Origin of the sequence: Pseudomonas sp. IT-P294 (assembly GCF_949767865.1) — a bacterium.
GTDB lineage: Bacteria > Pseudomonadota > Gammaproteobacteria > Pseudomonadales > Pseudomonadaceae > Aquipseudomonas.
Genome location: NZ_CATKQW010000044.1, coordinates 236,158 through 261,389 on the forward strand (window position 1 = coordinate 236,158; position 25,232 = coordinate 261,389).

A 25,232-nucleotide genomic window follows, 5' to 3' on the forward strand; every position below is an offset into this window, starting at 1 on the left:
GGGAGCGAGCTTGCTCGCGATGGCGCCCTGGAGTCGATCACTCCTCGTCGCTGCCATCCGCACGCCAGTAGCCGACCGCCTTGACGAATTGCTCGTTCAGGCCGTGCTCATCGAGCAGCACCCGACGGATCTGCCGCGACACTTTGGTCTCGGTGGCCACCCACGCATACAGGCTGCCGCCAGGAATGTGCAGTTGCTTCACGGTGTTCAACAGGTTGTTCCGGCCGCCTTCGCGCAGGACCCAGATCACGTTGACCTGAGCCGGGCTGTCTAGTTTTTGCTGTTCGGCGCCGTTTTCCACTTCAATGACCACCAACGCACGCCGATTGGCCGCCAGGCCTTCAAGACGCCGGGCGATAGCGGGCAGGGCGGTTTCATCGCCGATCAACAGGTAGCTGTCGAACATGTCCGGCACGATCATCGAGCCGCGTGGCCCGCCGATGTGCAGGAACTGGCCGGGTTGCGCCTGCTCGGCCCAGGTCGAGGCAGGGCCGTCGCCGTGCAACACAAAGTCGATGTCCAGTTCCAGAGTGTCGAGGTCGTAACGACGTGGCGTGTAATCGCGCATCGCCGGCAGGGGGCCGTTGTCCTTGCCAGCACCGAGCACCAGGGTTTCCAGTGCCGCTTGTTCCGCTGCGTTTTGCGGGAACAGCAGTTTGACGTGGTCATCCGTGCCGAGGCTGACGAAGCCGGCCAACTCCGGCCCGCCCAACGTAATCCGGCGCATCCGCGGCGTCAGGTCAACCACCCGCAATACTTGCAGGCGACGGCGTTTGATTTCATGCATGACACGGTGAATGGATTGCACGATCACTTCAGTCATTCGGCTTTCTCCTGAACGGGCTGAACGGCAGGGCCGTCGACGATGGCTTTGGCGGTGTTGTTGAGGAGGTCGCGCACCCGCAGGATTTCTTCCGGGCTCCAGCGGCCGTGGTGCATTTGCAAGGCGTGACGCAAGTTATGCACAGCCTCGTGGATCTCGGCGGGCCGATCCTGGCCGCGCAATGAGCGCTTGCTGACCTCGATGCGCATCCGCACGCCGTCCAGCGCAATGGCCTGGTCGGTCAATGACTGACGTCCGGCGTCGGTGATGCTGTAGCGTTTTTTGCCGCCCTCGGCATCGCCCAGGATCATTTCGCTTTCTTCAAGAAAGGTCAGGGTCGGGTAGATCACGCCGGGACTGGGGCTGTAGGCGCCGTCGAACATGCTTTCGATCTGGCGGATCAGGTCATAACCGTGGCAAGGCTGTTCGGCGATCAACGCCAGCAGCAGCAGTTTCAGGTCGCCGGGGGCAAATACGCGTGGGCCACGACCGCCGCGTTCGCGGCCGGGGCCAGGACGTTTTTCGAAGCCGTCGCGGACGTCGCCGTGGTCTCGATGGGAATGATGGTCTCTCATTTTTGCGTCTTCTCTCGTCGTGTTTAGATACAACTTAAGATATATCTTATGGCTTGCGCAAGCGTTCTGGACCAACGGTCGCCCTTGAGCGGCGCTCAAAGACTATGGGCAATGGATGATGAGTCGATTGATTTTTTAGAGTAATTGAACTAATTGTAAGTGGGTCTGCTTATCATTAATTGCCTGGCAGTAGTTAAGTAGTACCGGTCTTACAGGGGCGGGGTTAGTTTATATCTGTGTGCTTTTTTAGTTAGAACTGTGTGTAGTATTTCTCTGAGGGTAAAGCAGTGCCGTTAGTGTTTTTTTGACTTTTTTCCTGCTACTTGAAAGTCGTTGTTACTACATGTTCTTAGGAAGTTACGTACTTACTTTCTCAACGGATTTGACGATCATTCTCCGGCGTCGAAAGTTAAGCGAAATCGCCATCTTCGTGTTGAGTGGTATTCGCGTTTCAAGACTTTTCTCGGCCCAATCCTTTGAAACTGACAGGTACTTAATAATGTTCAAGAAGCTTGCAATCACCGTTCCGATGACCCTCCTGGCCCTGAGTTCTTCGATGGCGTTCGCTGCGGGAGAAGCGCGCTCGTCCATCAACATCAGCGCGAATATCCCCACCAATGATTTCTACGCTCAACCGGTGAATCCTGACTTCGGTAAAGATGAAAATATGGCCTGGAACGTGATAACCGAGAGCTTGGCCCCGCTGCGTGCGGCTTACGATATCCGCAACACCCTCGGTTCGGTCCATGCGTATGTGGAAGGTGGTCCGCAACCCCTGTACAACGGCAACAGCACCATCGCGCTGACCTATGCCTTCAACGGCGTAACCTTGACCGGTATGCCTAAAGAAGTGGTCGGCGATACCGAATCCAACGGGGGCATGCGGGCTGATCTGTTGATTACCGCCGCCCTGCCGGGGAACAATCAGACAGGTCTTTACACGGCCAATCCAGTCGTGATCTTCGATGCCGTTCCGCGCATCTAAGTCAGCCATGACTTAAGGCTCAGCCTTATTCGTTAGCACTTACCGGTCGATGGGTCATCACTGCCTGTCGATCGGGTTTCAACGCATTTATCTTCAGAGTATTTCGTTCATGTTCCCGATGACTCCCATCGCGACGGCGCTTGCCCTATGTTTTTGTGCAACCGCCCTGGCCGCGCCAGCGGACAACGGCCACACACCTCGAAGTTTGCTTGCGCAAGCCAAGGGGTTACCGAGCGACTTCGAAGAACACTTCTTTGATGTGCCGCTGGCGGTGCGCGTGGAACTTGATCAACAGTTTCTCGGTGAGGCGATGGTCGTGTTGACCCGCGATGATCGAATTACCTTAGTTGACTTCAATGATGTCAGCGACAGCACTATCAAACCCAGCGAACGCGAGATCTGGGCCAACTATCTGAAACAAGGCGTGGCGCTGGGCGCCTGCCAGGCCAATTGCCCCGAACAACTGTTGGCCGTGCACTACAGCCTCGAAAACTCGTTGGTGTCGATCCTCACGGAAAACGCCGAACGTGACGATCAGGTGCAGCAGTATTACAACCTGCCCGAAGGCGGCAGCACTGGCTTGATCGTGCGCAACCAATTGAACCTCAATGGTGGCCAGAACCAGGACCTCGGTGGTCGTTACGGTCTGGAAGCCAGCAGCAGCCTGGGCAACTGGACCCAAGCGGTCAATATGCAGCTGTCGCGCCTGGGCGGTGTCGACAACCAGACCAATCACGCCGTGCATGAGCTGTTTACCCAGCGTGAATTGCAGGGCAACTTTGTGCGCCTGGGCTATTTCACGCCCAACTCCGAAGGCCTGACCCGTCAGCCGCGTTCGTTTGGCGCGAGCCCCGATACCGCGTTGGGTGTCATGTATGGCAGTTCCGACAGCCTGGCGATCAACAATCCGAAACCGGCGGTTTATCCGATCTATGTCACGGCCAATCGACAGGGTTCTGTGGAGATTTACCGCGACGGGTTGCTGATCAACACTCAGGCCGTCCCGGCAGGGTTGCAGACCCTCGATACGCGCCCGCTGCCCGGCGGTATTTATGAAGTGGAAGTGCGCCTGATCGAAGACGGCCAGATCACTTCCAGCACCCTGGAGCTGGTCTACAAACCGAACAATTGGCGCAATCATGACGAGCGCTGGCGCTACAACCTGTTCGCCGGTCGCGAATCCAAATTGCTCAGCAACTGGGAACAGCAGGACGACGGTGACATGACCGCCGGTGCCGCGCTCAACTTCCTGTGGCACCCGCGTGTGATCCTCGGTCTGACAGGGCGGCAGGTGCGCGACTCGCTGCAATACGGCACGTCGATTGACTGGGCAATCGTCAACAACGCCAGCCTTTTCGCCAACGTCTACAAAACCGAAGACTACGGCACCGGCCTCGATGTGCAGGGACTCTATTCCTATGGCAGCGGCAGCCTCGTCGCCAGCCATAACCGCAGCTGGCTCGACACCACTCGGCTGTACGACACCCTGCCGGACGGCACGCGGGTGCAGCAGCGCAACGTATTCATCGGGCAAACCAGTAACTCGTCGTTATCGGTAAACCACCGGATTACCAGCAAGAGTTCGGCTAATGTCCGGGTGTCCCACAGCGAAGGCAACACCAATGGCACGGGTGTGGATCTGGGATGGACCCAACGTTCTCGATTGTTCGGCAGCGATGCCAATTGGCGCCTGTCGCTGTTCGATCGTCCAGGCAGCGTGAGCTCGGGAGACGACCGTAATCGGGGCATCGACTTAAGTGTGAACATTGCGTTGGGCGGCCCCGGTGAGCAGATCTCCGGCAGCATCGGCACGCGCACCGCCCGTGACGGTGGCCGCGATAACAATGCCTCGCTCACCTACCGCAAAGACTTGCAGGATCATCTGCTGCAAAACGTCTCGGCCACGGTCATCAGCGACACCTACGGTATCGGTTTGAACGCAATGGGGTCGATGCAATCGGACCTGGCGAACGGTGACGGGTTTATCCAGCGCTCCTCGTTCAACAACGACCTCACCGGCGGTTTGAACCTGGATAGCACCGTGGCCGTCGGCGGTAAAAAAATGGTCGTGACCAGCCAATACCACCGCAATGGTGCCGGCATGATCATCGATGTCGAATCGGACATCGACGGCATTATCCTGCGCGCCGACGATTTGAGCGGTGGCAGTGCGGTGCTCAAACCCGGGCGCAATTTTGTGCCGATCACGGCTTACAAAAGCAGCTCGGTCAGTTTCGACTTCGAGGGCACCGACGTCCCCGCCGCGACCATTCAACCGGCCCGTTCCAGCTATCACCTGAACAAGGGCGGTGTGGGTTATCGGCAAATTCGCGTGATGCAAACCCTCACCGTGCTCGGTCGCTTGATCGACCCTCAGGGCAATCCGCTCAAGGGCCACCACATCATCAACCACGCCAGTCGCGGGGTGAGTGAGGTGGACGGGTTCTTCTCCATGGAAATGAACGCCGGCTCACCGACGCTGGAAGTGCGCCACGGCAATCAGTTGCTGTGTCAGTTCCGGCTGGACCCTAGCCAGGGGCGAACTGAAAACAATGTGTTGATGATTGGGGATTTGCGCTGCACGCCAGACACGTTGGCGGATGTGGGTGATGCCGCGCAGAGCGCCGGTTGATGAAGGCCGCTCAATGTCTGGAGTTCACAAAATGATGAGTTTATTGACTGTGCCATGGCGCACGGCAAGAACGTTTTTCATTGCGGCCTGCCTGGTTGTCACGCCGTCGCAAGCGGGAGCGGTGGCTAAACAGATCACTGCCACTTTCAACCCGGATCCGGGCAACCCGCAGGAAAATGAGTTCAAGAACACCACGCGAAATGAAGGATTTTGCTGGGCTTACCCCGCCATCTGCAAAAGTTACGGCGTATTCAGTTTGCGTTCTCACGTGAATGTTGGAGTCCAAGGCGCGATCCAGCCCAACCAAGCGGACGTACGTAAAGGCGCGATGATCAAGACGCCAGCCGCCTGGCGAGCGTTGACGGTGTTGAACCGCGAGACCGGTGAACCCGCCACGGTCGAGGTGCGCATTGCCGGGATGGGTGGCGTTTACAGGCTCAGCGATTCCGTGATGGAGCTGACAGGGGAAACGGAGTATGTCAGGGCGCATACGGCCTTGTGGGGAAGCGACTGGCGGACAGCGCCGGGGCCATGCGTGGCCATAGGCACCACAACCTATTACGGTCACACCGGTTTCCAATTCTTCTGGCTGACCCCTACAGAAGCGGTGTGTGGCAAGCAGGCCAAATTCCTCATTCCCGGGTTTGGTTATGAGTCTCTGGATTTCACCTACGAACTGCGCACGCCGGATCCGCTGAAGATGTCTACTGGCATCTACCAGGGGACGATGGTCTATTCGATCGGTCCCGGTGGCGACTTCGATCTGGGCGATGTCGTCGCGCCCTCGGACAACATCATTCAGCTCGACTTCACCTTGACAGTCGAACATACCCTCAAAGTCGAGATTCCGCCGGGCGGCAACCGGATTGAACTGGTCCCGCAGGGCGGCTGGCAAGCCTGGTTGCAGCAGGGGCGCAGACCCACACGCCTGTTCCGCGACCAGACCTTCAATATCTCGGCCAGTTCGCGCTTCAAGATGAATCTGGAGTGTGAATACACCCAGGACGGCAAGTCCTGCTCATTACGCGAGCTGGTGTCCGGCCACCTCGTGCCCCTGAACGTCAGCGTCAGCCTGCCTCGGGGTTTGAATGACGCCAACGGCCTCGCTGTCGAACGGCGCCCCCTGTTGCGTGACGGCAGCGGCACCGGATTATTTCAACCGGCTTTTTATGTGGAGCGAAGACCGGGAACGCTGCACTTCGAGATTCCTCCCGACGAAGTCGCGCAAATGATAAGGCCCGAGCAACAACGCCAGTACTCCGGGAATGTGACGGTGATCTGGGATTCAGACATCTAGCGAGCCGCCCTTTGCAGCATTCAATTCAATGAGGTTCAGTACGATGAAACACCTGTTGGCACTGTTTGGTTTTTATCTTTTCGCGCAACTGGCGCACGCCGCGCCGAGCATCAATATCGGGACCGTTTACGACTACCTGGACGGCGACAAAAGTACCTACTTGAAGCGCGTATTCAATGGCGGCGACAGCACGGCCTTCGTCAAGGTCAACATCCTTGAAATCCTCTATGAAGCCGATGGCACCTCGCGCGAAGTGCCGCTCAAGACCCAGGCCGACGGCAATGCCCGGGATGGCTTGATGGCCAGTCCGGCGCGGCTGATCGTGCCGGCCAAAGGCATGCAGGGCACACGGTTGCTGTACATGGGGGAACGCGACCGGGAGCGCTACTTCCGGGTGCGTTTCATACCGGTGGTTCCAGAGAAGGAAGACGAATTCGCCGTTTCCAGCGAAGAGCGCGAAGACTACAAAAAATCATTGTCCGCCGGGGTCACCGTGCTGGCAGGTTACGGTGCGGTGTTTTTCGTGCGGCCCAAGGACGCGCGTTTCGACAGCGCGATCGAGAACGAGACGGGCAACTACCGGATCCGCAACAACGGCAACACGGTGGTGGTGATCGACGAGTTCAAGGATTGCTCGATCAAGAACGAGCAGGACTGCCAGCCAACGACCAAGCATCACATTCTGGCTGGTCGCACGTTTCAGTTCGAGAAGCAGGCCGGCCGCGAGTACCGCTTCACCTTGGTCGAAGGTGAGAGCAGCAAAAAAATAGACGTGAAGGGCTGACCCCGGGTGGTGACCATGTTCAAGAAACTGACTGTCATGCCCGTGCTGGCTGCCGCCTTGTTGGCAAGCTCGTGGGCCTACGCGGCCAGAGAAGCGCGCACGTTCGACGTGTTCGTGACGATTCCGACCCTGGCGTTCTACGTGATCCCCTCTGACCCTGGCTGGATTCATCGTGAACAACGCCTGCCGTGGAACCTCTCGACGTCGACACTGGGCAGTCTGCGCAAGTACTTCGATGTGAAAAATGAGGCCGGCTCGATTGAAGCAAAGCTTGAGGGTCGGCCTTATCTGTCGAACGGCACTGATGCCCATGACATTGGCTTGCGAGTACTGTTCAACGGCGTTCTGTTGAGTGAGCTGGATAACCGCGAAGTGCTGCCGATGAGCGAAGCGGCGTTGGGTAAACGGTTGCTGCTGGAGGTCGTGCCATTTCCACCGGTCGACGGCGTTTACAAGCCTGGAAATTACTTTGGCAGCGTCAATCTGATTTTCAATGCGGTGTTGCCTGGAGCGTGATGCGCACCCATCGGATTTGCACAGAAGCACCCAAAAGGACTGTATGAACCATGGACAAAATCAGAATAACGAGCCAGTTGAGTGCGCTGGTATTGACGGGGGGATTTACTGCGTCGGCAGGCGCGGTGTCTGTGGATTTGACGGCCGTGTTTCGGCCTGACCCGGCAAAGCCCATGCACAACGAATTCAAGAACACGACCCCGCAAGGGGGGTATTGCAAGGATCATCCGGCGTATTGCGAAAATGGCGTTTTCAGCATCGCTTTACCGGTTCGCTTCAGGTCCATCGCGCCTATCCTGCCTGAGCATGCCGAGCGTCAAGGCGCGATGTTCCGGACACCGTCGTACTGGAAGGAAGTCACGGTCATCCATGATGGCAGCGGAAAGGCCGAGACGGTAAAGATGCGCGTCAATGGCATAGGGGCGGCTTACACCATCAAGGAACCGCTTCCTGTCGGCGTTTGGGACGCCTCTTGGGTCAATGCGCCTGCGCCGTGCAATTATGGCGGCGTAGGTTACGGGAGCGCGTATTACTACGCGTTTTTCTGGCGAGTGCCGGCCAATGCGGGGAGCTGTGCGAAACGGGCTTACCAACCGATTCCCGAGACGCTTGGATTTGCCTATCAGGATGTCAGTTTTTCATATGAGCTGGTCACACCTGATCCGCTGAAGATGTCGACAGGCACTTACCGGGGCGTCATGAACTACACCGTAGGGCCGCAGCAGGATTTTGATATGGGTGATGTCATGTTGCCCGATGACGATTTGATCAACCTCAACTTCAGCCTGACGGTCGAACACACCTTGAAAGTGGATATACCTCCTGGCGGTGATCGTGTGGAGCTGGTCCCGGAAGGTGGCTGGCAGTCCTGGCTGGCTCAGGGGCGTAAACCGACACGACTGTTTCGTGATCAGACGTTCAATATCTCTTCGTCGAGCCGTTTCAAGATGCATCTGGAGTGTGACATTCCGGGATTGTTCGATTGCATGATTCGCGACCCCGTTTCGCAACGCGCCGCGGTGGTGCAACTCAGTGTCAGCTTGCCGAACGGCTTGACGGATACCAGCGGGCAACCGGTCAAGCGTCGTCCGTTGCATATCGGGCAGGTGAATGCACAAGAATTCAAACCCGGTTTTTACCTGGATCGTGCGCCGGGCATTCTGCATTTCGAGATTGCACCTTATTACGTGAACTACATGTTGAAGCCGGGCGAGGCCTCCAAATATTCCGGAAACTTCACCGTGGTTTGGGATTCGGATATCGGATAAGCGCAGCATGCCCTGAAGGCGTTTGTTTGCCTTCAGGGCACTGGCGGTTAGCCGGCGTTGAGCAGCGCCTGTCGGGTCAACCGCCTGCTCAGCTGTTTCTCCTCGTAGCCGATGTCGTTCAGCAATCCGCCGTAGACCTCATCAGTCATTTCTTCATCGGTGAGCACACGGTTTTCCTGAACGTTCAGTTGGTTGGCAAGGTCCAGCAGTCGCTTCTTGATCGCTTGTCTTTGCGCAATCACCTGTCCTTTGGAATTCGCCCAGGAACGCTGGGCCTCGCGCAATTCATCCAATTGATCGGTTCTGATTTCATACGTCCGGGCATTGCGCCTGAACTCCGTGGGATACGTGTCATGCAGGTGTTTTTCCCAGAACGACTGCTCGATCATGTGGTTGATCAAACCGTCGCCGCCTTCCATCGACATCACGGTATCGAAGGCCGTATCGAGCATTTTGGTACTCACGCCGGCAATGGGTCGATAGAGCATGCTCTGCGATTGCCAGGGTAAACCGAGACGCTGGGCAAGGCCGGTCTCGTAAGCGAGAAACACTTGGACTTCATCAGGATGACCTTTTCGGCTGGAGAAATCAGCCCGGGCGATGTCATCCACCCGTTCAAGACGCGCGGCGCCTTTGGCCAGGGCCACCAGCTTGCCTTCCAGGATCGCGGTCGATGTCGACTGGGCATAGGCCTCGCTGACCAGGACTTTGATGCCCATGTTGTTGAATACCTGGGCTCCGGCGTCACCGCAGGTGGTTGGGGCGGTGGCCATATCGAACAGCTCCCGGCGCAATGCCTTGTCCAGGTCAATGGCTTCGATCATTCGCCATACACGGTCACTCAGTTGTTTGCGCCGCTCGCCATCGGCGCGGTAGTCGGCCGATTCGGTCTGCTTCTGGATCAAGCTGAAGAACCCTTGGGAGTCTGGCTCGGTCATCAGGTCATGCCAGGCTTCCACCCTGAAGATTCCCAGGCCTGCAGAGTTGTGGCTCCACCATTGGGAATCGTCGGACATAGGCCACTGATCGATCGCACGATCGGCGATAGCCGAGTACAGATTATCCGGGCTGATGCCGACTGACATCCGGTAGTCCGTATAGACAATCTGGTTGGTATCCGAAAGATCGGTCGGAAACAGTCGCGTGCGTGCCACGAGGCGCGCGGCGTCCGAGCCGGGAACAACCACAGGGATGTCGCGCAACGGATTTTGCATCAGGTCCAGATAAAACCCGTGCGGGCGATGCCTTGCGAACAGGCCTTCAGGCCAAGCGGTTGCGCCGGTGTTGCTCAAACTCAGAATCTTCAGTTTCGGCATGCGTTCGACGTTCGGCAGCAGACCCAACGGTGGGTTGTCATCGAGCCTGAGCGTTTCCATGTGCGTCAAATGGCGTAATTGCTCGACGGCTGCCCGGCTCAACCGGATCCGGTTGTTCATCAAACGCAGCGTGCGAAGGAAATGCATTTTGCCAATCGTTACCGGGAGCTTTTCCAATCCGCAGCCTCGGGCACTCAGTTGTCGAAGATTAGGGAAATCCTTCAACAACCCTGTGGCGCTGGTGGAAAAGTCGGTGCGGTCCAGATTCAGCGTACTGACCTGGTCGAGGTAATACTTGAGATCAGGCAGTTCGCGCCACCACAGTTCAAGATCAAGGGTGTTGAACTCCGTTGACAGGTCCAGCACATACCCGCCTTCGAGTGTTGCGCTGCGTTCGCCAAAAGCCATCGACTTTCTTTGAAAACAGGCGATGAGCCGCTCGTAAATGTGCAGCCCGCCACCGTTCATGAACCCGCTATGATTCGGGCCCCAGGCTTCTGGTTGGCGATACCGCCATTTTTTGAGTATGACTTGAAGATCGTACAGTTCGCGGTCAAGCCTATCGAGGGTCTTGCGCGCCTGAGGTTCTTCGCCCAGCGAGCTGACAAAGGTGCTGATCTCGCGCTCGTTCAAGTGCGGGTAAATGCCTTGCACCCGTTCCGCCAGGGTGGCCCTTTGTATGGAAAAGCCCGGGCCACGCAACAGCAACAAAGTGTCCGGTTCGCCGACCGGGCGAATCGGCGGCTCTGCCAGCGCGATCCGGCGCTCGGCGGGGGCTTGGGTTTTGACCAGTACCCATTGTTTGAACGAGGCCCCTTGGCCGGGTCGATACCCCAGTTGCAGGCGTTTGTCGTCCGACAGGGCGTTGAGTACCGATTCGTAAAAGTCGTCGGCGTCATGCAATTTTTGGTTGTCGGCGTCCCACACTTCGTAGCGTGCCCCGGCGTCCTTGATCAATACCCGGATGACCGACGCGTCTTCTGCCCCCACGCTGCATCGTAGCGGCCCGATGTCGGTGCCCTGGCGTACGTCGATACGCAAATCGCCCAATGCATCGGTGTGAATCCTGAGCGCATTCAGCACCAGTCGCTCGGTTTCCGGCCCCCAACGCGCATCGTCGGTGAAGCCTTCATAGGCGTGGTTGGCCCGCGCTTCGAACGCCGCTTCACGTACCCGGTTTTTCAGGTCCAGTGGCAGGCGTTTGTCCCACGTCATGCGTTTGAGCTCGGCGCCGCTGGCATTGTTGAGCAGTACCGTTGCCGCTCGGCTCGGCAGCTCTGGAGCCACCTCGCGCAGCTGTTGGACCTGCGGGTTTGCGCTCGCTTGTGACGCTTGATAGCGCTGATTGAAGATATCGGGTCGCAGGCGGTCTGCCTCGTCAGCCAGTTGATTGCGCAGCGCCTGGAGCTGTTCTTCCCTGGCGACGCCCGGGCCGAGCAGCGCTTGAAGTTCTTCTTCGCTCAGGAACTCGACGAGTTGCTGTGGCAGGTCACCCTGCATGAGGCGCGACAGACTGATGGCGAGTGTCTGTTCGTCGCTTGCCAAGGCATTACCGTAGGTACGAAAGCGGCCCCTCAGTTCGGCGTTTTCGTAGACCCTCAGGGCCTTGTCCGAGGGCCAGCCCTCGAGGTAAGTCGCCAGCGGTTCGAACCAGTAAGAAGCGGGATCGATTGGCCGTCCGTAGCGAATGTCATCAATTGCCAGCTCGGTTTGCTGCTGGATGTCTGCGCGATCAAGGCCGTCGGTGAGCAAGGGCGGTGGTGCGCTGTTGTCGACGTACATTCGGCGTAATGCCGCCGCCTCGGTGCCGCTGGCAATGCGAATCTGCTCCAGTTGTGCATCGTTGAAACCGTCGACGCGGTATCCAAGACGTCGCATCAGTGTCGGATGGTCCCAGTCTCGCGGGTTTTCCGCTTCATGTGTCCAGGCACCCAAACCGTTGTGTTTCAGCTCGGGTAAATAGGCCTTGCCGCGATGGGGATGTCGGACACGGTAGGTGCCCGTTTTCGGGTCTTTTTGCACGGCGTAAAGTGTGTTGTCCAGCGGCAGAATCTTTTGGCTTGCGTGGGTATGCAGGCCCAATGTGTCAGGCACGGAGTCGGCCGGTAACTCGACGTTCGGCTGCTCGTAGGGCTTGAGGTCGGGATGCCACAGGCGTTGCTGGCCACTGGGCAGTTCCACCTGTTTCATACCTTCGATCAGCGGTGAGAGTTTGAGGCGGGCGATCTGTCCGATCTGCGCTCCGGCGGCGAAGGCGGCCAACTGAACGACATCCGTCACAACCCCGACAATATGTTCGGTGGCCTCAATCCACAGGCCCAGTGTCAGGTCCACGATGGATTCGATGACGTCGGTGGTGATCTGGTAGGCGGTGTACGCCATCATCAATTCACCCAGCCCCGGGACGAACGGGGTGAGAACCAGCAGCGCGACGTTGAAGAGGTCCGAGACGACTTTCTTGAAGTTTTCCCACCAGGCCCATCGGGCATTGCGATCGGTGTCGGCGGTGGACACGGCGATATGCCGCGCATCATTGAAGATCTTGTTCAGCTTCTGCTCATAGAGGTACTCCCACACGTCACCGCTGATCGGTTCGGCGCTGAACTGCAGATTGGGGCTGCTGACCGGCTCTTCACGCCAGCTTGGACGTGGGTCCAGCGGTTCTTTGGGATGCCATTTGATCTCGAACAGACGTTGCTGCAATCCGCCGAAAAAATGCCCGCGCGCGGATTGGTCGACAAACCGGCTGAAGTACTGGCGATAAGTCATGGCGGTCGACGAGATGACCTTGTTGTCACGCAGCTGGCGAGTCAGCTCATTCATGAACGCGACGGTTGACGGATATTCTTTGAGGGGATGCTCGGGGTCTTGCGGGACATAGGCAAAAATCGGCACGACGTCGCGGGTTCGTTCCAGGTCCGGGGTGATCAACACGATCCCGGCCAGCAGGCTGTCCTGCATGAACAGTTGAGTGAATTGCATCACCCGGCCCTTGCGGGTGAGGTTGCGCTGACCCTCGAGCATTTTCAGGATCAGGTCGCAAGCGTCGGCGTCGATGTCATGGGTCATCACGGCCTGTTGCGCAGCCGCCTTGAACGCAGCTTTCTCGTGCTCGACCACGTTACGTTTCAAAAAAATCCGCGCCAGCCCGTCACTGGGCAGCAGCTGTTCATTGAGGTACCGGGAGTAGCGCGCGCCGATGTCCAGTTCGCGACATAACGCCTGGAACTGTGCGATGGACATTTTGTGTTTGATGGGTTGAATGTCGAAGTGCCCGCGCGCATCGGGCTGGCTGATGAAGTCCGAGTCGGGTTCGCAGGTTTCGCTCAGCGCAAAGTTGTGCAGCGCCGCGTCCAGCAGTGAAACCGTGCGGGTCACCACACCGCCGGAGAGGTCAACCACATACCAAGGGCGCTCTTTGGGCAAGTAGAGGTGTAAATACGTCGTCTTGACGTCCACGTTGACGTCGTACTGTTTACTTAATGCGTCGGTGAGTAACGGTTCGGCGAACTTATAGATGTTTTGTAACTTATCGATAAAACGATCCACCCTGTTTTGAGTGGACCAGAGTTTGAGATTGGCTTCTTGTAACCGGTCATGATCAAAGTCGCTGGCGCTCTTTATCCATTGCCCGTTTGCCTTCTGAGTGAGGCTCAGCTCCCGGGCCCTTTGCAATGAAGCGCTGGTGAAGGTGGGGTGGATCCGGTTCTTTATAAAGGGGTAATGGCGGCCTTTGGTATCGTCGGCCCCCTGCAAGGGGCCGTTGAATATACTTCCTTGTATTTCAGGCATCTTTTTAAACCTTGAGCGTTGAAGAGAGGCATCAGCCTAACGCCCAAGGCTCAAAGTAAAAGTTTGAATTCCTGCTGTTGAATACCGCTGGGTACGTGTCGACGCATTGAGATTATCAATGCCGAAAATAATTAATTACCGCCCCTATTAACGTCGGGCAACTTCAACAGGCAGGCATCCTGTGTGACTCCCTGGCTGCAGGTACGGTGTCAGGATCGGCGCCATGCCCTTGAGCACTTGCACCGGCAACGCCGAGGTGAATTTGAAGGCTTCGGCGGAGCGCCCGGGAACAAAGGCTGTCAGGGTGCCGAAATGGTTGTCGCCGATGTAGAACACGAAGGTCGCCGTGCGGTTGATCGACTTCGAACTGAGAATCCGTCCGCCCGAACCAATGGCCTCGATGCGGTTGTCGCCGGTCCCGGTCTTGCCGCCCATGGCCAGTGGTTTGCCATCGGGGCTCACGAAACTGCCGGAAACACGTTTGGCTGTACCGGCATCCACCACCTGCGACAAGGCTTCACGCATCGCCGCCGCCACTTCGGAAGGCATCACCCGTTTGCCGACATCCGGGTCGTTGATCAGCTTGGTTTCATACGGTGTGTTGGCGGCGAAGTGCAGGGTGTCGATACGTAGGGTCGGCATGCGCACGCCATCGTTGAGGATGGTGCCGATCAGCTCGCCCAGCGCTGCGGGACGGTCGCCGGAGCTGCCGATGGCGGTGGCCAGCGATGGCACCAGGTGATCGAACGGATAGCCGACTTTCTGCCAGCGTTGATGAATATCGAGAAACGCCTCGATCTCCAGCATGGTGCGAATGCGGCTGTCGCGGGCGCCTTTGTGACGGCTCTTGAACAGCCAGCTATACACTTCCTGGCGTTCGAACTGGCTGGCTTTGACGATCTGGCTCCACTTGGCATCCGGGTTGTTCAACAGATAGCCCATCAGCCACAGGTCCAGCGGGTGAACCTTGGCGATAAAGCCCTGGTCCGGCAGGTCATAGGCGCCGGGGCTGTAATTTTCGTAGAGGCGTTGCAGGCGCTCGTCGGTGAGTTTTTCAGTGAGCTTGGCGCCTTTGAGGTGCGAGCGCACGAAGGTGTTGAAGCTTTCCTGACTGGCCTGCGGCAGCAGATAACGGTGCACCGCCGCCATGCGAATCGGGGTCGGGCGCATGCTGTCGAGGAAGGTGTCGAGTCGTGCCTGGGTGTCCTTGTTTTTGTACTTCTTCCAGAACTTCAGCAGGAACGATGTGCCTTCGCGGTCGGCGAAATCGGCGAGGTATTCCTGACGCCGAGGGTCGCGGTCGTCTCCGAGCAATTCGGCGCTGTTGTTGGGACCCGAGTAGGTGGCGTAGCGCACCAGGTCACGCATCAACCGAATGAACGGCAGGTTGATCGATTCGCGCAGGGCATCGCGCAGGCTCGGCATGCGGCCGTTGTCTTCCTTGCGGAAGTTATGGAACACGTGCAGCCCGCCACCGGTGAAAAACGCTTCGCCGGGGTTGGCCGAGTATTTGCGATCCAGCGCGGCGCCAAGCATCGCCGGCAGGTTGCGGTCCTTGTTCTGGATCAGGTAATCGACGGCCCAGCGGCTCAGGCGATCCTGTTCCGGGACGTTGACTTTCTTCAATTCCGGAACCGTCATGCCGGCGTATTTGTCGTGCAGCTCGGCCATGATTTGCAGGTAGGTGGTGAGCACGCGCATTTTCGCGGTGGAGCCCAGCTCCAGCTTGCTGCCTTCGTTGATATCGAACGGCTGATCGGTGCTGTCGGTCTGCACCCGCACCCGGGCACCGTCCGGGGTCAATTCGAACAGCGTGAAGCTGTAGCGCACCTGGGTGGTGCTGGTGGGGGTGAGCAAGCGTTCACCCATCAAGCCGATCTGCGTTGCAAACGCCGGGTCCGCCAGGTGCTTGAGGTATTCGGTGGCCTTCGATTGCAGGTCGCCCTGCAGGGTGCTGGTGGCGGACAAGTCGAGGCGGTCGAGGTCGTACAGCGGACGGTTGAGCAAGCCGCCCAGACGGCTGCGCGCCACGCTGATGCCTTTGTTGGTTTCGATGGGCTGGATGGTGGGCTGGGTTTGCCAGTCGCGATACGTCACTTTACTGGCCAGTGCTGCGGCGGCGAACGGTGCATCGATCACGCCGTTTTGTGCCAGCAGACGGATATGGCTGTCAGTGAGGTCAGCCAGTTCATCACGACCCTTGGTCAGGTAATGGGAAGGGCGGCGCTGGGCGATCATCAACGACAGCATCTCGCGCAGTGCCAGGCCTTTTTCGGCCATGGTCTTGGGATCCGTGGCGTTGCTGTTCAGTCGTTCGTTGGCCGCGTTGAAATCGGCGCCGTACCAGACGCGCAAGCCTTCGGCCATGCCGTGCACTTCACCGTGGCCCGGTACCGCCGACAGCGGCACGCTGTTGAGGTAGTCGCGCACCACATTTTGCCGGACTTGCAGGGTTTCGGGGCCGGATTGATAAGCCCGCACGGTGGCGGAAATCATCTGCCGGATCTTTTCCGCGCCCGATACGGTCAGGCCATCGGGCGAGTGCCGGTATTTCTCAAGCTGCGTCGCCAGCGTACTGCCGCCCGCCGACTGCCCTGGCAGGTGGATCAGCTTGGCGATCTGAGACCAGATCGCCATGCCGAATCGCGGCCAGTCCACCGCCGGGTTGGCCATTGGCTGGCGAGGGTCGAGCAAAAAGCGGTTTTCAATAAACAACAGACTGTTGACCACCACGGGCGGGATGGCCTCAAAGCTTGAATACAGCTGTTGTGGGTATTTGTACTGGTAAAGCGGTTCCGCCCGGCAATCGGTAATTGACAGGCCCGCCTGTATTTTCTCCGCGTAGGGGACGAAAAGCCCCCTGTCGGTGTAGTCCATCAGTTTTTGCGAAAAGCGGGTCTGTGACGCCACGACGTAGTTGCGTTTGATTAAGCGTGGCAGGAACTCACCCAGAGAGCTGTAGCCCAGACGCAGGTCGAATGGACCCGCGCCGGGATAGCGAATGGCATTGCTGGGACCGGGTTGCAAATCGTAGCTCAGGGACGCGGCAAACTTGCTGACCTCCCGGGATTGAAAACTGGACGTGCGCATTTCCTTGGCGGCAGCGAGGCCCAGCACCAACAGGATAATCAACAGCAGCAACCAGAACGCACCCCAGCCGTGTTTGATGCGACTGCGAGGCGGTTTTTCAGGTATAGGCGCTTCATCCACACGCTCAGTCGGGACCACAGTTTTACTCGTATCGGTTTGCCACAAAGCGCCCATAGTCGATTGATCCATTCACGCAGATTGATCGGACTTGTCTGAAGCTTAGACGGTGGTTGGCGATGGTGAAAAAATTGTGGACCGTGATGGCGTGAATTTTTCTGGATCCACAGTCATTCCTATAGCTGCCGGTGGCGGTTATAGGGCAAAAGCGGGGTAATGGGTGAAGAGGCTTGTTGTAGAGCCTTCGCAGCGTAAATTCCCTCTGCGCATGGGCATGACGATGCACCATTGTTGTGCAATACTCGACGCCGTTTCAGCCCCGAGCAAACGCGGAAAAACCAGGTAATGCCCCTCCGTAAACCGCGCTTTTCCCGAGAGTTCTGGCTGAATGTTGTGGTTTATAGAGTGAAAACTCCTGCCTTAAGCTTTTTATACTGCACGCCCCGCTGATCCTGGAGGTTTTGTCCTACAGGACGGTTCTGCCCACGAAGCAGGCCCGGTTTTTCACAAGCACTGGCTTACCGGTCAGCGCTTGGACACTCGGTGGTCATATCCAATAACAAGACGAGGTTGTACCCCATGCCAGTTGGCAATCATCTGCCCCACGGCGAGACCGCTCAGGGCGGCCCGCTTAAACGCGAACTCGGCGAACGGCATATTCGCTTGATGGCACTGGGTGCCTGTATCGGCGTCGGCCTGTTCCTCGGTTCGGCCAAGGCCATCGAAATGGCCGGCCCGGCCATCATGCTGTCCTACATCATCGGCGGTCTGGCGATCCTGGTGATCATGCGCGCCCTGGGCGAAATGGCTGTGCACAATCCGGTGGCGGGCTCCTTCAGCCGTTACGCTCAAGACTACCTTGGGCCGTTGGCCGGCTTTCTGACTGGCTGGAATTACTGGTTCTTGTGGCTGGTGACGTGCGTCGCGGAAATCACCGCGGTGGCGGTGTACATGGGCGTCTGGTTTCCTGATGTGCCGCGCTGGATCTGGGCGCTGTCGGCGTTGGTCAGCATGGGCACCATCAACCTGATCGCGGTCAAGGCCTTCGGTGAGTTCGAGTTCTGGTTCGCCTTGATCAAGATCGTCACCATCATCGCGATGGTGATCGGCGGCATCGGCGTGATTGCTTTCGGCTTCGGTAACGATGGCGTGGCCTTGGGGATTTCCAATCTCTGGGCCCATGGCGGCTTCATGCCTAACGGCGTGCAAGGCGTGTTGATGTCCTTGCAAATGGTGATGTTCGCCTACCTCGGGGTCGAGATGATCGGCCTGACTGCCGGTGAAGCGAAGAACCCGCAGAAGACTATTCCCAACGCAATCGGCTCGGTGTTCTGGCGGATTCTGCTGTTCTACGTCGGCGCGTTGTTCGTGATTCTGTCGATCTATCCGTGGAACGAAATCGGCACCCAGGGCAGTCCGTTCGTGATGACGTTCGAGCGTCTGGGCATCAAGACGGCCGCCGGTATCATCAACTTCGTGGTGATCACTGCGGCGCTGTCGTCCTGCAACGGTGGCATCTTCAGCACCGGGCGCATGCTCTACAGTCTGGCGCAGAACGGCCAGGCCCCGGCCGGTTTCGCCAAGACCTCGAGCAACGGCGTGCCGCGTCGCGCACTGCTGCTGTCGATGGGTGCGTTGTTGCTGGGTGTGCTGCTGAACTATCTGGTGCCAGAGAAGGTGTTTGTCTGGGTGACCGCGATTGCCACTTTCGGCGCGATCTGGACCTGGGTGATGATTTTGCTGGCTCAGCTGAAGTTCCGCAAAGGCCTGAGCGCCAGTGAGCGTGCGGGTTTGAAATACCGTATGTGGTTGTACCCGGTCAGTTCGTACCTGGCGCTGGCATTTTTGGTGTTGGTGGTGGGGTTGATGGCGTACTTCCCGGATACCCGCGTGGCGTTGTATGTCGGGCCGGCGTTTCTGGTGCTGCTGACGGTGTTGTTCTATGTGTTCAAGTTGCAGCCGACGAATGTGTCTCAAGGGGCGGTGGGGTCGGCTTCTTAAGTTTTGGTGATTGGTTTGCTTGCTTGATTGCTTGATTGATTGCTGGTCGGGCGGGTGGGGGCATATCCATTACTTGGGTAACGGCGGCTATTGGTTCCGCCCTGACGGCGGGTTACTTGGAAAAGCGCCAAGTAACCAAGCGCTTGCGCCCCTGACGTACGGTGCCTCGCCTAGGCTCGGCATTCCCTCACTCCGGTCCTGCTCCGTGGGCCCGCCGCCATCGGCCATCCATGCCGGGTTGCCCACTGCGCAGAACCTGCGTTCGGCCTTCCGACGGGGCAGATCAAGATCAAGATCAAAAGCTGAAGGCGAGCTAACGCTCGACCTGATGAGTGGTGAGAAGCAAAAGCGGTGCGCCTATCTGCTCTGCTTTATGTGGGAGTGAGCTTGCTCGCGATGCTGTTGCTGTTGCTGTTGATCGTTCCCATGCTCCGCGTGGGAATGCCGCCGGGGACGCTCCGCGTTCCGCTGTCGACACCAGGCTTGAGTCTTACGCAAGGGTGACGCGGAGCGTCACGGGATGCATTCCCACGCGGAGCGTGGGAACGATCATCACTACGCGCAAGCGTTGAGCAAACAGGTCGGCCCGTAGGCCGCCTCGCTTTGGCTTTTGCGGTACACGCCCCCTCGAGAGGCCGAGTGGAGGTTCTGCGCAGTGGGCACCGCGGCAAGGATGCCGCGGTAGCCGCCCCCGGCCATGGATGGCCGATGGCGGCGGGCCCACGGAGCAGGACCGGAGCGAGGGCATGCCGAGCCTTGGCGAGGCACCGAACGTCAGGGGCAAAGCGCTTTGGTTACTTTCGCGCTTTTCGAAAGTGACCCGCCGTCAGGGCGGAACCCTAAGCCGCCGTTACCGCAGAAACGGATATGCCCCCAACCCCCAAAGCCTTTCCGCTTCAAACCGCCGCAACATAAGGCACCCGATTCAACCGCTTATTGAACTCCAGCCACCCCCCCAACAACCCCATCAACCCAGCCCCCACCAACGCAGTGAAAACCTGCATGGCAAAGGCATCATCAGTCATGGCATTGACCATATCCGCCAATGGCGCCAGCAACACACCGAGGCAAAACACCTCCAGCGAATAGCGCCCCATCCGACAGCATTGCTGCGCCAGCCAGTTGCGCGTCCAGCCCCTGTCCGGCAACAGCTTCGCCGCCACATACGCCAACGCCAGAAAATGCAAAAGCCGCACGGGCGACAGATCCGTCTTGCTGATCGGGTACAGCAGATTACTCAGACTGGCCGGCATCAGCGCATCGTGGATGTGCGGCCAACGCCACAAGACAGTAATCACACCCGTCACCACCACATACACCGCCGCGCTGACAAACAACGGCCGGCGCAGCAGCGGACGAATGTCGACCGGCCGTGGCCGCTGCCCGTGAATCGCCGCGGCACCGCCAAGCACAAACAGCAATTGCCACGTGACCGGATTGAAATACCACACACCGTCCTTGATCGCCGCCAGGTTCCAGCCAAACGACGGCGCCAGCAGGTACACCGTCAACGACACCGCAACCACCGCCCAGGCCTTGCGCACCAGCATCGGCAGCACCAGCGGTAACCCGGCCAGCAGCACGATGTACAGCGGCAACGGGTCCATCAGGTTAGGTTTGAAGCGCAACAGCAACTCATCCGTCAACGCTTGCTGCGGGTTGGTGATGAAGTGATGCAGGCCCATTTCCTCGACCAGGTCGCGGGTTTCCACGTGGCTGTTGGCGAAGAACACAATGCCCATCAGCATCGCCAGCAGGAAAATATGCACCACATACAACACCCAGGCGCGGCGCAGGATTTTCACGCAGGCAATCAGAAATCCGTCGCGCGCCAGGATCTTGCCGTAGGCCAGGACGGCCGCATAACCGGCGAGAAAAACGAAAATTTCCGCAGCATCGCTGAAGCCGAAATTACGCAGGGTGATTTGACCCAGCGGGTTGTGGGGCACGTGATCCCAGAAAATGAAGATCAGCGCCAGGCCCCGGAAAAAGTCGATTCGGTGATCGCGTTCAGTCGTCATGGTTACGGGCTCTTGAACGGTTTTGAAGTAGAAACGGTCGGCGCTGAAAAGGTGACGCGCCGCACATTGGCGGCGCGCAGGGTGCAGGGATTCGCCGGCAATTGCAAAGCGTGGATATTACGGAATGTCTCTGAGCATCGTCATGGGACAACCGCTAGTCTAAAAGCCATACGTACCTGCAATCTCTGAGTAACGTCGGAGTTCAAAGCTCTACCGATTGAAGGCGGAATTCCTCCAGAGGCGCCGGAATGAAGATCAGCGAATGGCTCGACAAAGAGCTCACCGGCCGTCAGGTCTGGCTGTTGTTTCTTTTTGCGACGCTGATTTACATCCTCCCTTTGATCCTCGCGGACTTTCCCTATATCGACGACAACTGGCGCACCCTGGCCGCGGGCACAGGCTGGGCGGGCGAGGGGCGTCTGTTCGCGCAATGGTTCTACAACGTCCTGACATTCAGCGGTGCCGCGCCCAATATCTTCCCGCTGCCCCTGTTGGTCGTTACGCTGGCCATGAGTGCGGCGTTGACCCGCCTGACGTTCCACTACTTCCCTGAACCGACGCTTGCCCATTGCCTGGTGGTGTTGCCACTTTGGTACACCCCGTTTTTTCTGCAGAACCTGTCCTATCAATATGACGGGCCGACCATGGCGCTGAGCGTTGTTGCAGTGATTTACGCGATCACCTATCGAAGCGCTTCACCCGTCCGGCGACTGGTCGTACCGGCCGTGCTGATCGCGTTGGCCGCTGGCTTGTATCAGGTCAGTATCAATGTGTTTCTCGGGCTCTGTTGTCTGGAGTTGCTGCGCGGCGCCAACGACAAATTACCCTGGCCGGCGTGGCGCGCAATGATTGGCTGGAAAGTCGCGCAGACGGTGCTGGCCTGGTTGATCTACTACGCCACGGCCTATTCCTACATGACTCAGAACCGAACCGGTTTTTTGAACGGGGCGGCGGCACCGCTGCTGCAAATTGAGGTGAATGCGGGGCGGGTCCTGGAAAAAGTCGTGCTGCTGTTTCATGGCGGGTTGGCCTGGGTGTTCGCCGGATTGTTGTTGTGCGCCATTGCGGGTGCCGTGCGTGTGGGTCAGCACGTGATGGAGCGACCCGACACTGGCCTGAAGAAAAGCGTGATCGGCCTGCTGTGTCTGTTACTTCTGCCCATGCTGATGTTGCTGGTGCCGGGCGCAACCTTGTTTTTCCGCGACTTCAACGAAGGCGCCCGAACGTTGATGGGCTTTGCTGTGGTGCTGGTGCTGCTGTTTTACCTCAGCCATCTGGCGCTTGCGCCGGCACACGGAAAACTGCCGCTGTTGTTGCTGGTCCCCTTGCTGGCAATGCTCTCGCTGTCCTTCGCTTACGGACGGGTACTGACGCAGCAAAAAACCTTCGCGACTCAGGCGCTGTTTGCCCTGAGTGCCGACATCGCCTCCCGCCCGGCATTGCGCCAAGCCAAGCGTATCTACCTGTCGGTGACGTACTCCGACCACTGGCTGGTGTCAGCTGCCGGGACGTTCAAGCAGATGCCGGTGTTGCACTATTTGTTGAACAACGACTTCTACATGCTCGCCGAAAACCTGCCGAAAACCGGCATCACCAACGTGGTCCGGGAAAACGAACGACGCAATGCCACGCGGGTCGGCTACCTGGGTTATCCGCCGCTGGTGGACACGCTGTTCTATCGCATTTATCTGCTGGGGGATTACGGCTTCATTGTCATGAAAGAGCCGGTTCCGGTTAAAGCGCTTCTGTGGTGAGTGAAATCATCGGCATGACCGTTGGTCGGGATGGGGGCGCTATCTGTTATTTCTGACAGTAGACGCCCATCGGCCCTGACTTTAGGTTTGAAACACCCCAGAAACAGCAATAGGCCAAGGATCGGACATGAAAGCTTTATGGAAAGCGTTTTCCACTTTTGCGGCAATTGGCGTCGCCAATACGCTGATTCATTGGCAACTATTTTACGTACTCGTCACCGCGGCCCAACTCAGTCAGGCGGCCAGTAACCTGGCGGCGTTTTGCGTGGCGGCGTTGTTCTCTTTTTATGTGCATGCGCTGTATACGTTTGAAGACGGGACGTCGGTACGTTGTTATCTGGCGTATGTGTGCTTTATGGGGGCAATGAGTTTCGTTGTTGGACATTTTGCCGATGTCTGGAAACTCGATGGGTGGGTGACCGTTGGGTCGTTCTCGTTGTTGAGCCTGATCTGCGGGATGTTCTTTTCGAGGTTGATCCTGTTCAAGGAACAGGAAGAATGAAGGGGGCTCGTCGATGCCAGCCCCCTCCTTGAGGCTGGCGTGTCGAACAAACGTTAAGCAGCAACCACCTCATTCGGCTCAAAACTATCCGCCCGCGCCATCTGCCACATCCGCGAGTAGAACTCGCCGTTCACTTCCCCAGTGAGCAATTCCCCCGGCTTCAAGAACACATGCAACTGCGAGAACAACTTGATCTCGGTCGCCGACATGCGTCGCACCAGATGCTTGGCCGACAACTGTGACGGGTGATCGAGCCCGGCCGCCGCGAGCATTTCCGCCAGGGCCTTGAGCGTGTTGCGGTGGAAGTTGAAGACACGCTGTGCCTTGTCCGGAACTACCAAAGCGCGTTGGCGCAAGGCGTCCTGTGTGGCGACACCGGTCGGGCATTTGTTGGTGTGGCAGCTTTGCGACTGGATGCAGCCGATGGCGAACATGAAGCCGCGTGCCGAGTTGGCCCAATCGGCGCCGATGGCTAGCACGCTGGCGATGTCGAAGGCGCTGACGATTTTGCCGCTGGCGCCCAGTTTGATTTTGTCGCGCAGGTTCAGGCCCACCAGGGTGTTGTGCACGAACAACAAGCCTTCGCGCATCGGTACGCCGATGTGGTCGGTGAATTCCACCGGGGCGGCGCCGGTGCCGCCTTCCTTGCCGTCGACCACGATGAAGTCCGGGAGGATGCCGGTTTCCAGCATGGCCTTGGCGATGCCCATGAATTCCCACGGGTGGCCGAGGCAGAATTTGAAGCCCACCGGTTTTCCACCGGACAGCTCACGCAATTGCTGGATGAAATGCATCAGTTCGATCGGCGTGGAAAACGCGCTGTGGCGCGACGGTGAGATGCAATCTTCGCCCATCAGAATGCCGCGGGTTTCGGCGATTTCCTTGGTGACCTTGTGCTTGGGCAGGATGCCGCCGTGACCGGGTTTGGCACCTTGGCTCATCTTGATTTCGATCATCCGCACTTGCGGCGTCTGCGCCTGGGCGGCGAAGCGTTCCGGGTCGAAGCGTCCGTCTGCGGTGCGGCAGCCGAAATAGCCGCTGCCCAATTCCCAGGTCAGGTCGCCGCCGTTTTCCCGGTGATAGGCGCTGATGCTGCCTTCACCCGTGTCGTGGGCGAAGTTGCCGAGTTTGGCGCCCTGGTTCAACGCGCGAATGGCGTTGGCGCTGAGCGAGCCGAAGCTCATCGCCGAGATGTTGAACACCGACGCCGAGTACGGCTGGGTGCACTGCGGGCCGCCGACGATGACCCGGAAACCGCTCGGGTCGCTCAACGGTGCCGGACGCATGGAGTGGCCAATGAATTCGAAACCCGATTGATAAACATCGATCAGCGTGCCGAACGGTTTGTCGGCGGTTTCATTTTTGGCTCGTGAATAGACCAGCGAGCGCTGGGACCGGGAGAAGGGCAGGGCGTCGCTGTCGGATTCGAGCAGGTATTGGCGGATTTCCGGGCGAATGCCCTCCACCAGGTAGCGAATGTTGCCCAGGATCGGGTAGTTGCGGCGCACCGCGTGGGGGCTTTGCAGCAGGTCGAAAATACCGATCAGGCTGAGCACGCCCGTGACGGCGGTGATCGGCCAGAGCCAGTCGTGTTGCAGAAAAGGCAGGCTGGCGAGGGTGAAGATCACGCAAGCGGCAAAGAAGGCGTAGCGGCTCAGGAGTGACAGGCTCATACGGTTTCCTTGGGTTCGGACTCAATAATTTCAACGCACAGAGGCATGGATACAAACACAGATCCTTGTAGGAGTGAGCCTGCTCG

The 25,232-nt window shown here is 58.3% G+C and carries 15 protein-coding genes; 9 read left to right on the forward strand and 6 right to left on the reverse strand.

The window, feature by feature from the left end; all coding sequences use genetic code 11:
- Positions 1-37 precede the first annotated feature (37 nt).
- Together ACM6I0_RS23910 and ACM6I0_RS23915 are read right to left on the reverse strand one after the other, a co-directional pair.
- Positions 38-823, reverse strand: coding sequence for a siderophore-interacting protein (locus ACM6I0_RS23910; protein WP_414923437.1), 786 nt, complete (start codon positions 821-823; stop codon positions 38-40).
- Complete coding sequence (locus tag ACM6I0_RS23915; protein ID WP_259156627.1) at positions 820-1,398, reverse strand: PadR family transcriptional regulator; 579 nt, start codon at positions 1,396-1,398, stop codon at positions 820-822. Before ACM6I0_RS23915 ends, ACM6I0_RS23910 begins: the two co-directional genes overlap by 4 nt.
- A gap of 499 nt (positions 1,399-1,897) precedes the next feature.
- Between ACM6I0_RS23915 and ACM6I0_RS23920 the strand changes: the two genes are divergently transcribed.
- The 6 genes from ACM6I0_RS23920 to ACM6I0_RS23945 all read left to right on the forward strand — a co-directional run bounded on the left by ACM6I0_RS23920 (position 1,898) and on the right by ACM6I0_RS23945 (position 8,880).
- Positions 1,898-2,383, forward strand: a complete 486-nt coding sequence (locus tag ACM6I0_RS23920; protein WP_414923438.1) for an adhesin — start codon at positions 1,898-1,900, stop codon at positions 2,381-2,383.
- 109 nt (positions 2,384-2,492) lie between these two features.
- Positions 2,493-5,015 carry a TcfC E-set like domain-containing protein gene (locus ACM6I0_RS23925; RefSeq protein WP_414923439.1) on the forward strand — a complete coding sequence of 841 codons (2,523 nt, stop codon included), beginning with the start codon at positions 2,493-2,495 and terminating at the stop codon, positions 5,013-5,015.
- Between the two features lie 31 nt (positions 5,016-5,046).
- Entirely contained in the window at positions 5,047-6,312 is a 1,266-nt protein-coding gene (locus ACM6I0_RS23930) for a hypothetical protein (RefSeq protein WP_414923440.1), read from the forward strand.
- 43 nt (positions 6,313-6,355) lie between these two features.
- The gene (locus ACM6I0_RS23935; protein WP_414923441.1) at positions 6,356-7,096 is read left to right on the forward strand and encodes a molecular chaperone; all 741 of its coding nucleotides are present in this window, start codon (positions 6,356-6,358) and stop codon (positions 7,094-7,096) included.
- Positions 7,097-7,111: 15 nt separating this feature from the next.
- Positions 7,112-7,612, forward strand: coding sequence for a CS1 type fimbrial major subunit (locus ACM6I0_RS23940; RefSeq protein ID WP_414923442.1), 501 nt, complete (start codon positions 7,112-7,114; stop codon positions 7,610-7,612).
- A 50-nt stretch (positions 7,613-7,662) separates the two neighbouring features.
- Positions 7,663-8,880, forward strand: a complete 1,218-nt coding sequence (locus ACM6I0_RS23945) for a hypothetical protein (protein WP_414923443.1) — start codon at positions 7,663-7,665, stop codon at positions 8,878-8,880.
- Positions 8,881-8,927: 47 nt separating this feature from the next.
- On the opposite strand, the gene ACM6I0_RS23950 is transcribed toward ACM6I0_RS23945, so the two are convergent.
- Together ACM6I0_RS23950 and ACM6I0_RS23955 are read right to left on the reverse strand one after the other, a co-directional pair.
- Positions 8,928-13,745: an NEL-type E3 ubiquitin ligase domain-containing protein gene (locus tag ACM6I0_RS23950; protein ID WP_414923444.1), complete on the reverse strand. Its 4,818-nt coding sequence runs from the start codon at positions 13,743-13,745 to the stop codon at positions 8,928-8,930.
- 390 nt (positions 13,746-14,135) lie between these two features.
- Positions 14,136-17,252: a transglycosylase domain-containing protein gene (locus ACM6I0_RS23955; RefSeq protein WP_414923445.1), complete on the reverse strand. Its 3,117-nt coding sequence runs from the start codon at positions 17,250-17,252 to the stop codon at positions 14,136-14,138.
- 522 nt (positions 17,253-17,774) lie between these two features.
- Between ACM6I0_RS23955 and ACM6I0_RS23960 the strand changes: the two genes are divergently transcribed.
- Positions 17,775-19,196, forward strand: a complete 1,422-nt coding sequence (locus tag ACM6I0_RS23960; RefSeq protein WP_414923446.1) for an amino acid permease — start codon at positions 17,775-17,777, stop codon at positions 19,194-19,196.
- An 896-nt stretch (positions 19,197-20,092) separates the two neighbouring features.
- On the opposite strand, the gene ACM6I0_RS23965 is transcribed toward ACM6I0_RS23960, so the two are convergent.
- The gene (locus ACM6I0_RS23965) at positions 20,093-21,217 is read right to left on the reverse strand and encodes an OpgC family protein (RefSeq protein WP_414923447.1); all 1,125 of its coding nucleotides are present in this window, start codon (positions 21,215-21,217) and stop codon (positions 20,093-20,095) included.
- A gap of 248 nt (positions 21,218-21,465) precedes the next feature.
- Here ACM6I0_RS23965 and ACM6I0_RS23970 point away from each other — a divergent pair, with 248 nt between their 5' ends.
- Together ACM6I0_RS23970 and ACM6I0_RS23975 are read left to right on the forward strand one after the other, a co-directional pair.
- Positions 21,466-22,971 (forward strand): glucosyltransferase domain-containing protein, encoded by a 1,506-nt coding sequence (locus tag ACM6I0_RS23970; protein ID WP_414923448.1) that lies wholly within the window; start codon positions 21,466-21,468, stop codon positions 22,969-22,971.
- A 127-nt stretch (positions 22,972-23,098) separates the two neighbouring features.
- Positions 23,099-23,473, forward strand: coding sequence for a GtrA family protein (locus tag ACM6I0_RS23975; RefSeq protein ID WP_414923449.1), 375 nt, complete (start codon positions 23,099-23,101; stop codon positions 23,471-23,473).
- Positions 23,474-23,526: 53 nt separating this feature from the next.
- On the opposite strand, the gene ACM6I0_RS23980 is transcribed toward ACM6I0_RS23975, so the two are convergent.
- Positions 23,527-25,146, reverse strand: coding sequence for an FMN-binding glutamate synthase family protein (locus ACM6I0_RS23980; RefSeq protein WP_414923450.1), 1,620 nt, complete (start codon positions 25,144-25,146; stop codon positions 23,527-23,529).
- Positions 25,147-25,232 lie beyond the last annotated feature (86 nt).